1 protein-coding gene is annotated in these 800 nt (G+C 52.4%); it reads left to right on the forward strand.

Annotation, left to right across the window (positions count from 1 at the left end; genetic code table 11):
- Positions 1-215: 215 nt before the first annotated feature.
- Complete coding sequence (locus RZR99_RS32970) at positions 216-731, forward strand: AAA family ATPase (protein WP_323123850.1); 516 nt, start codon at positions 216-218, stop codon at positions 729-731.
- Positions 732-800: the final 69 nt, after the last annotated feature.

Raw genomic sequence — 800 nt, forward strand, 5'->3', positions numbered from 1 at the left:
AACGACCTCCTGGTTCAGGGTCAAGTTTGCCGCAAAACTCGCACTCGGATTGGTCCAGAATTCCTAAAGCGGATCAAAGAACGCCGAGCCAGCCGTTGAAGGTGTCCGGTTTTCGGGTGGCCGCCCTAGGCTCGACGGACTGAATTTTCTCACAACATTTGACTTCGACCACTCATGGAATAATGAGCCGAAAACTCACTTTGACAGGTGCAAGCATGGCTCATCCTGACGCTCTTGGTTACTTGTCCGACCTCAATGATGAAATTGCGCTGCCCTGGTTCGGGATGGTTTGTGACCTTGCCGCCAGCGGAGTACGTGACTTCACTCCCGATGATCTTGATTTGCTGCTTACCATCTTTGCCGGGAAAGCCTGCTATCTTCGATCCTCTCTCTCATCAAGTGCGGTGGCGGCCAAAAGCAAAGCCAGCCAAGTGGATTTCCTTGAGATTCTCTTCGCGTTCACAAACTTTAAATTGCTCGGCGACACGCTGCGTATCGATTTCAAGAAGCGCATAACCCTAGTGTTTGGCACAAACGGGAGTGGCAAATCCAGCCTTTGCGAGGCCCTGAGGGTGCTCGCGAGTCCAGATGCACCGCTACGCCCGCTCCAAAACGTGCGGGAGGTAATCAGCGCCCCGACCGGCTTTAAGTTCAAGTTCCGCAGTGATGCATCTGCTAGCTCGTGGACGACGGTCAGCAGCTATGGCATCAAGCAAGCAACGATCTGTTGATGTCCGTACAGAACTGACCCACTAGAGCTGTAAATTTTCATCGAATTTTGACCCACGTGATTGAATGAC

This window comes from Burkholderia alba (assembly GCF_034721475.1).
Lineage (GTDB): Bacteria > Pseudomonadota > Gammaproteobacteria > Burkholderiales > Burkholderiaceae > Burkholderia > Burkholderia alba.